The organism is Escherichia sp. KTE114 (genome assembly GCF_000407765.1).
GTDB lineage: Bacteria > Pseudomonadota > Gammaproteobacteria > Enterobacterales > Enterobacteriaceae > Escherichia > Escherichia ruysiae.
On sequence record NZ_KE136626.1, the window covers coordinates 1,069,390 to 1,077,444 of the forward strand.

The following is an 8,055-nucleotide window of genomic DNA, read 5'->3' on the forward strand; positions in this document are numbered from 1 at the left end:
CATTAATCCGCGTTTGCCAATCTCGCCATCACACCGAAGGATAATTTTAAAAGGCGATAAGTTGCTCAGTTACAAAACGGTCTTAAGGCAAAGTCAGAACATGCTGCAGATCACACCAGGTGAATTACCGAAGAAAATATCTTGTGACTCAGATCACAATAATTCAACAAACAACCAAAACAAAAATGTGATGTTATTCACATTTTAATGCCATTTTTAGCGAAAATCGCCGCCTTGTTGCTTTTTTACACAAGCGTTTTGTGATGAGCATCACGTCAATTACCTCTCTACCCCCTATATTTATGTGACTAATATCACACAAAAGGCCGTCGACTGGACAGTTAACCGATTCAGTGCCAGATTTCGCAGTATCTACAAGGTCCGGCTACCTCTGCCGCCACATTAACAAAAAACCTCGGGCTTCCAGCCTGCGCGACAGCAAACATAAGAAGGGGTGTTTTTATGTCATCCGATATTAAGATCAAAGTGCAAAGCTTTGGTCGTTTCCTCAGCAACATGGTGATGCCAAATATCGGCGCGTTTATCGCGTGGGGTATCATCACCGCGTTATTTATTCCAACAGGGTGGTTACCGAACGAAACGCTGGCGAAGCTGGTCGGGCCGATGATCACTTATCTCCTGCCGCTGCTGATCGGTTATACCGGTGGTAAGCTGGTAGGTGGCGAACGTGGCGGCGTGGTTGGTGCTATCACTACCATGGGCGTTATCGTCGGCGCAGACATGCCGATGTTCCTCGGTTCTATGATTGCAGGTCCGCTGGGTGGCTGGTGCATTAAGCACTTCGACCGCTGGGTAGACGGTAAGATCAAATCCGGTTTTGAGATGCTGGTGAATAACTTCTCCGCTGGCATCATCGGGATGATCCTCGCCATTCTGGCATTCCTCGGCATTGGTCCAATTGTTGAAGCCCTGTCCAAAATGCTGGCTGCGGGCGTTAACTTCATGGTTGTCCATGACATGCTGCCGCTGGCGTCTATCTTTGTTGAACCGGCGAAAATCCTGTTCCTCAACAACGCCATTAACCACGGTATCTTCTCGCCGTTGGGTATTCAGCAGTCCCATGAACTTGGCAAATCCATCTTCTTCCTGATTGAAGCGAACCCGGGTCCGGGTATGGGTGTTCTGCTGGCGTACATGTTCTTTGGTCGCGGTAGTGCGAAACAGTCTGCGGGCGGTGCGGCAATCATCCACTTCCTGGGTGGTATCCACGAAATCTACTTCCCGTATGTGCTGATGAATCCGCGTCTGATCCTGGCCGTTATCCTCGGCGGTATGACTGGCGTGTTCACGCTAACTATCCTGGGCGGTGGTCTGGTTTCTCCGGCATCTCCGGGTTCTATCCTCGCGGTACTGGCGATGACGCCAAAAGGTGCTTACTTCGCTAACATCGCAGGTGTGTGTGCGGCGATGGCAGTCTCCTTCGTTGTCTCTGCTATTTTGCTGAAAACCAGCAAAGTGAAAGAAGAAGACGATATTGAAGCGGCTGCGCGTCGTGTCCAGGAGATGAAAGCTGAATCAAAAGGCGCTACTCCACTGTCTGCTGGCGATGTGACTAACGACCTGAGCCACGTGCGTAAAATCATCGTTGCCTGTGACGCCGGTATGGGTTCCAGTGCGATGGGTGCGGGCGTGCTGCGTAAGAAAATTCAGGATGCAGGTCTGTCGCAGATTTCTGTTACTAACAGCGCGATCAACAACCTGCCGCCGGATGTGGACCTGGTCATCACTCACCGTGACCTGACCGAACGTGCTATGCGTCAGGTTCCGCAGGCACAGCATATTTCGCTGACCAACTTCCTCGACAGCGGCCTGTACACCAGCCTGACCGAACGTCTGGTTGCTGCCCAGCGCCATACTGAAAACGAAGTGAAAGTGAAAGACAGCCTGAAAGACAGCTTTGACGATTCTAACGCCAACCTGTTTAAGCTCGGCGCGGAGAACATCTTCCTCGGTCGCAAAGCGGCAACCAAAGAAGAAGCGATTCGCTTTGCCGGTGAACAACTGGTGAAAGGCGGCTATGTTGAACCGGAATACGTACAGGCGATGCTGGATCGTGAAAAACTGACCCCGACCTATCTGGGTGAGTCTATCGCGGTGCCCCACGGTACGGTTGAAGCGAAAGATCGCGTACTGAAAACAGGCGTCGTGTTCTGTCAGTACCCGGAAGGCGTGCGCTTCGGTGAAGAAGAAGATGACATCGCCCGTCTGGTGATTGGTATTGCTGCCCGTAATAACGAGCACATTCAGGTTATCACCAGCCTGACCAACGCACTGGATGATGAGTCCGTCATCGAGCGTCTGGCACACACCACTAGCGTGGATGAAGTGCTAGAGCTGCTGGCAGGTCGTAAGTAATCCAGGCCCACCCTCTCCACATGGAGAAGGTGGGCTAATTGCCTGATGCGCTTTGCTTATCAGGCCTACAAAACAAAGCGCAGTTTGTTAAATTTGCACGCTCTTGTAGGCCGGATAAGGCGTTTACGCCGCATCCGGCGCTGCCCCTCTCCTCACGGAGAGGGTTTGGGTGAGGGAAAAGCCTCACCCCAGCCCTCTCGGGTAAAAACATTGATGAAGGTTAATACTATGAAAGCATTACATTTTGGCGCAGGTAATATCGGTCGTGGCTTTATCGGTAAACTGCTGGCAGACGCGGGTATCCAACTGACGTTTGCCGATGTCAATCAGGTGGTACTTGATGCCCTGAATGCCCGTCATAGCTATCAGGTTCACGTTGTCGGCGAAACCGAGCAGGTGGATACCGTTTCCGGCGTTAATGCCGTCAGCAGCATTGGCGACGACGTGGTTGATTTAATCGCCCAGGTTGATTTAGTCACCACCGCCGTTGGCCCGGTCGTGCTGGAACGCATTGCTCCGGCAATCGCCAAAGGGCTGGTGAAACGTAAAGAGCAAGGTAATGAATCCCCGCTGAACATTATCGCCTGTGAAAACATGGTACGTGGCACAACACAACTGAAAGGTCATGTGATGAACGCCCTGCCGGAAGATGCCAAAGCGTGGGTAGAAGAACACGTTGGCTTTGTGGATTCCGCCGTTGACCGTATCGTGCCGCCCTCAGCGTCTGCAACGAATGATCCGCTGGAAGTCACTGTAGAAACCTTCAGCGAATGGATTGTCGATAAAACCCAGTTCAAAGGCACACTGCCAAATATTCCTGGTATGGAGTTAACCGACAACCTGATGGCGTTTGTCGAACGTAAGCTCTTCACCCTGAATACGGGTCATGCTATAACCGCGTACCTTGGAAAACTGGCGGGTCATCAGACCATTCGTGACGCGATTCTCGACGAGAAAATCCGTGCGGTGGTAAAAGGGGCGATGGAAGAAAGCGGCGCAGTACTGATTAAGCGTTACGGTTTTGACGCGGACAAGCACGCAGCGTACATCCAGAAAATCCTCGGTCGTTTTGAAAACCCGTATCTGAAAGATGATGTTGAGCGCGTAGGCCGTCAACCGCTGCGTAAACTGAGTGCTGGCGACCGTCTGATCAAGCCGCTGCTGGGTACGCTGGAATATGGCTTGCCGCACAAAAATCTGATTGAAGGTATTGCCGCTGCAATGCACTTCCGCAGTGAAGATGATCCGCAGGCACAAGAACTGGCGGCGCTGATTGCCGACAAAGGCCCGCAGGCTGCGCTGGCGCACATTTCCGGGCTTGATGCCAACAGCGAGGTTGTCACCGAGGCGGTAACCGCTTATAACGCAATGCAATAATGGTGAACCAGGCGCAGGACTCCCTGCGCCCGAATAACAGATTGTCAGATATGCAGGCAACAATGGAACAAACCCAGGCCTTTGAAAACCGTGTGCTTGAGCGTCTGAATGCTGGCAAAACCGTGCGAAGCTTTCTGATTACCGCCGTCGATCTCCTGACCGAGGCGGTGAATCTTCTGGTGCTTCAGGTATTCCGCAAAGACGATTACGCGGTGAAGTATGCTGTAGAACCATTACTCGACGGCGATGGTCCGCTGGGCGACTTGTCCGTGCGCTTAAAGCTGATTTATGGGCTTGGCGTAATTAGTCGCCATGAATACGAAGATGCGGAACTGTTGATGGCACTGCGGGAAGAGCTGAATCACGACGGCAACGAGTACGCATTTACCGATGATGAAATTCTTGGGCCATTTGGCGAACTGCATTGCGTGGCGGCACTGCCTCCGCCGCCACAGTTTGAACCAATAGACTCCAGTTTGTATGCGATGCAAGTTCAACGCTATCAACAGGCTGTGCGATCAACAATGGTCCTTTCACTGACAGAGCTGATTTCCAAAATCAGCTTAAAAAAAGCCTTTCAAAAGTAAGTACTTTCGCTTACTTCTCCTCTACCGGATTCGGCCGATAAAGTCGGCGATAATATTCCAGACGTTGTAGATATAACGGCACGCTTTCCTCAGGTATACCGGATGGAATCGCGTTACGGGGGGGAAGTTTATTCAGATACTCCCGGAACGCCTGGCTTGATGCCATGAAATCTACGGCTTTATCAATAAGAAGCGGAACGTTTTCACCTAATTTGCCCATAATAATATCTCCGTATTACCCCGCGCCGGGAATGCGCGACCGCCGATTTTAGTTTAGATCCCGATAAAAATGACATTAAGGAAAACGTGCGAAATCCACAACGCTTGCCCTCACCTTCTGATTATATTATTTATTAATCAATGCATTATATGATTTTTGAACCCCAGATTTGTTACCCGACAAAACTATTACAATGCCATCAGTTGTGAACAAAGCACCTGGTCGCGCATACTAGGGGCTATAAATTTATCTTTATCAGAAGCCATCCCATGAAAGAAGTCGAAAAAAACGAAATTAAACGTCTTAGCGATCGCCTGGACGCCATCCGCCACCAGCAGGCCGAACTGTCGCTGGTTGAAGCCGCAGACAAGTATGCCGAGCTGGAAAAAGAGAAAGCTACGCTGGAAGCGGAAATTGCCCGCCTGCGTGAAGTTCATAGCCAGAAACTCAGCAAAGAAGCACAAAAGCTGATGAAGATGCCGTTTCAGCGTGCGATTACCAAAAAAGAACAAGCCGATATGGGTAAGCTGAAGAAGAGTGTCCGTGGGTTAGTCGTAGTGCATCCGATGACCGCACTGGGTCGTGAAATGGGTCTGCAAGAGATGACCGGGTTCTCAAAGACAGCGTTTTAACCCTCTTACCTGTCTATCTCCTTCACATCCCGCGTTGCAGATAAATGCGGGATGTAACAATTATCTTCCTCTTTTTCCTCTGTTTCCTCGTAGAGCCTGCTTTTTACCAGTGGCACTCAATCTGAAAATGCGTTCAGTAAAAGGTTTGGTTCGACACCTGAAAATGGACGATATCATTCATAAAATAAAACTTTTGCCCTTATTTTCTCCATCCGCATTCTAAAAATCCACCCCAAACATTGATTGTATGAATATTAAATTAAAGCTATTTTTCTGCTTTAAATGCAGTGTTTGACATCTGACAACCCTCCTCATTAAAATCCGCCTCCTTAATACAAATAAACAATTTTAAAATTTAATAAATAATTTTCAAAATGAATGTATAAGCAATAATTATAAAGCCAGCCATATAAATCACAAAAGCATCAACCACAAATGGACACATCCCTTAGTTCAAATTGCTAGCAGGGATGATATGTAAGGATAACTTTGTATGAATGTGAATAAATTTTTTACAGGCGTCATGGCGGCTTCGACAATGCTGGTATTGTCAGGTTGTGATTACGTCGAAAAAACGAAAGTAGTTGATGAGCTAACAAAACAACAGGAAGAACAAAAGGCCAGAATCGATCAACTCGAAAAACAATTAGAACAGCAAGACAAAAAAACAAGCACCATTGAAAAACAAAATATTAGCGTAATAAACAGTACAAAAACGCTGGCTCAGGTAGTGAAAGAGATTAAACGTCAGCAAGACTACTTTGTCTTTACTGAATTTAACCCAGCTCAAACAAAATATTTTATTTTGAATAATGGGTCTGTGGGTTTAGCGGGGCGCATATTATCAATAGAGGCCTCTGAAAATGGCAGTGTTATACATATGTCGCTGGTTAATTTATTAAGCGTACCTGTTTCTAACATTGGTTTTCATGCCACCTGGGGCGGTGAAAAACCTATTGATCAAAAAGAATATGCCAAATGGCAACAACTGCTTTTTAGCACCACCATGAACTCCACGCTGAAATTATTACCGGGTCAATGGCAAGACATTAACTTGACGTTAAAAGGGGTGTCTCCCAACAACCTGAAATACCTGAAGTTGGCTATTAATATGCAGAATATCAACTTCGACGACCTTCCACCTGCTGATAACCGGCAGAAAAAAAGCAAAAAATAAATGCAGTCATTGCACTTATATCAAGGAATAGAGAGCAACAACAATGAACAAAATTTTTAAAGTTATCTGGAACCCTGCAACGGGGAGTTACAGCGTCGCCAGCGAAACGGCAAAAAGCCGTGGAAAGAAGTCCGGGCGCAGCAAGCTGTTAATTTCTGCATTAGTTGCCGGTGGACTGATGTCGTCGTTCGGGGCGGGTGCTTCTGTCAGTCTTGATGGTGGTACGAGCATTGAAACTCCCGAAGAACACGATAGCTGGATTGCTATCGGAAAGAATGCAAAAGCTACATCAAAGACAGATGGAGGAGTCGCAATTGCAATAGGAATCGACGCGACAGCCAGTGGAATAGGAAGTACCGCATTCGGCTACAAGAGTCAGTCATTGGGTGAGCTATCCATAGCTATAGGGCACATGTCTAAAGCCTCGGGGAACAGATCCGTAGCATTCGGTAGCGGCGCAGAGTCAAAAGCAGAGTATTCCGTTGCATTGGGTTTGGTAGCTTATACCGGTGGTGCATCCTCCATTGCAATAGGTAGAAGTGCAAGAGTAGAAGATGGTGCTGATTATGCAGCTAGCCTTGGTTACCAGGCATTAGCCGCAGGAAAGTATAGTCTGGCACTCGGCTCAGATACAAAAGCCAATGCTATTGATAGCCTGGCATTTGGAAGACTGGCTTTAGCGAATGCCGATGGTGCCATTGCAATGGGTGCCGCAAGCGAAGCCAATGGATTATATAGTTTGGCATTGGGTTCAAGCAGCATAGCTAACGCGGACAATACCGTTGCGCTTGGATTTGGAGCCAATGCAACCAAAGCTGGAGCAATGGCTTTCGGTCAGGCAGGAAAAGCAGACGGTGTAAATTCTATTGCGTTGGGTAATAAAAGTCAGTCAAGCGGCGAAAACAGTATTGCGCTTGGACAAGAAAGCTATGCTGGTAGTGAAAAAAGTATTGCGATTGGTAGCCTGTCCAGTGTAACCGGTGTTAACTCCGTTGCTCTGGGCACAGAGTCTACTGCCGTGGAAGATAATACTGTTTCAGTAGGTAACGACACGCTGCAGCGTAAAATTGTTCATATGGCAAAAGGCGATATTAGCAGTACCAGTACTGATGCCATCAATGGTTCACAGCTTTATGATATCAGTAAGTCAGTTGCAGACCGTCTGGGCGGCGGTGCCTCCGTGAGTACTGCCGGGGTTGTTAACGCCCCTAACTACAAACTGCAAAGTGGTAGCTTTAATAATGTTGGCGACGCATTAAAGGGTCTTGATGATAATACGTTGCAATGGGACTCGCTTAAAAAAGTCTACAGTGCAAAACACGGTTCCGATGCCACCAGCAAAATCACCAACGTTACGGCGGGTGAGCTGAACGCATCCAGTACCGATGCCGTTAACGGTTCTCAGTTGAAAACCACTAACGACAATGTGCAAATTAACGCTGACAACATCGCCACCAACACCACCAATATCAGCACCCTGACCGGCGATGTGGCTAGCAACACCACTAACATCACTAATCTGACGAATGACGTTGCCGCCAATACCACCAGTATCACCAACCTGGCGGATACGGTAACTAACCTTGGAGAAGATGCGCTGGCATGGGATGACGCCTCAGGTGCATTCACCGCCAAACACGGCACCGATGCCACCAACAAAATCACTAACGTTAAAGACGGTGATTT

The 8,055-nt window shown here is 48.3% G+C and carries 7 protein-coding genes; 6 read left to right on the forward strand and 1 reads right to left on the reverse strand.

Annotated elements, in window-relative coordinates:
• Positions 1–462 precede the first annotated feature (462 nt).
• The 3 genes from mtlA to mtlR all read left to right on the forward strand — a co-directional run bounded on the left by mtlA (position 463) and on the right by mtlR (position 4,340).
• Entirely contained in the window at positions 463–2,376 is a 1,914-nt protein-coding gene (gene mtlA, locus WC5_RS15630; protein WP_000093246.1) for a PTS mannitol transporter subunit IICBA, read from the forward strand.
• A 228-nt stretch (positions 2,377–2,604) separates the two neighbouring features.
• The gene (gene mtlD / locus WC5_RS15625) at positions 2,605–3,753 is read left to right on the forward strand and encodes a mannitol-1-phosphate 5-dehydrogenase (RefSeq protein ID WP_000645428.1); all 1,149 of its coding nucleotides are present in this window, start codon (positions 2,605–2,607) and stop codon (positions 3,751–3,753) included.
• Positions 3,753–4,340 (forward strand): mannitol operon repressor MtlR, encoded by a 588-nt coding sequence (mtlR, locus tag WC5_RS15620; protein WP_000247990.1) that lies wholly within the window; start codon positions 3,753–3,755, stop codon positions 4,338–4,340. The genes mtlD and mtlR overlap by 1 nt, the downstream gene beginning before the upstream one ends.
• 10 nt (positions 4,341–4,350) lie before the next feature.
• Here the strand turns inward: mtlR and yibT are convergent, their stop codons facing one another.
• Positions 4,351–4,560 carry a protein YibT gene (gene yibT / locus WC5_RS15615; protein ID WP_000517102.1) on the reverse strand — a complete coding sequence of 70 codons (210 nt, stop codon included), beginning with the start codon at positions 4,558–4,560 and terminating at the stop codon, positions 4,351–4,353.
• A 269-nt stretch (positions 4,561–4,829) separates the two neighbouring features.
• Between yibT and WC5_RS15610 the strand changes: the two genes are divergently transcribed.
• The 3 genes from WC5_RS15610 to WC5_RS15600 all read left to right on the forward strand — a co-directional run.
• Entirely contained in the window at positions 4,830–5,192 is a 363-nt protein-coding gene (locus tag WC5_RS15610) for a YibL family ribosome-associated protein (protein WP_000665684.1), read from the forward strand.
• A gap of 493 nt (positions 5,193–5,685) precedes the next feature.
• Complete coding sequence (locus tag WC5_RS15605; RefSeq protein WP_001102139.1) at positions 5,686–6,369, forward strand: DUF3251 domain-containing protein; 684 nt, start codon at positions 5,686–5,688, stop codon at positions 6,367–6,369.
• A 43-nt stretch (positions 6,370–6,412) separates the two neighbouring features.
• Positions 6,413–8,055: ESPR-type extended signal peptide-containing protein (locus WC5_RS15600; protein WP_016231508.1), on the forward strand; the 1,643-nt coding region annotated here is incomplete at its 3' end.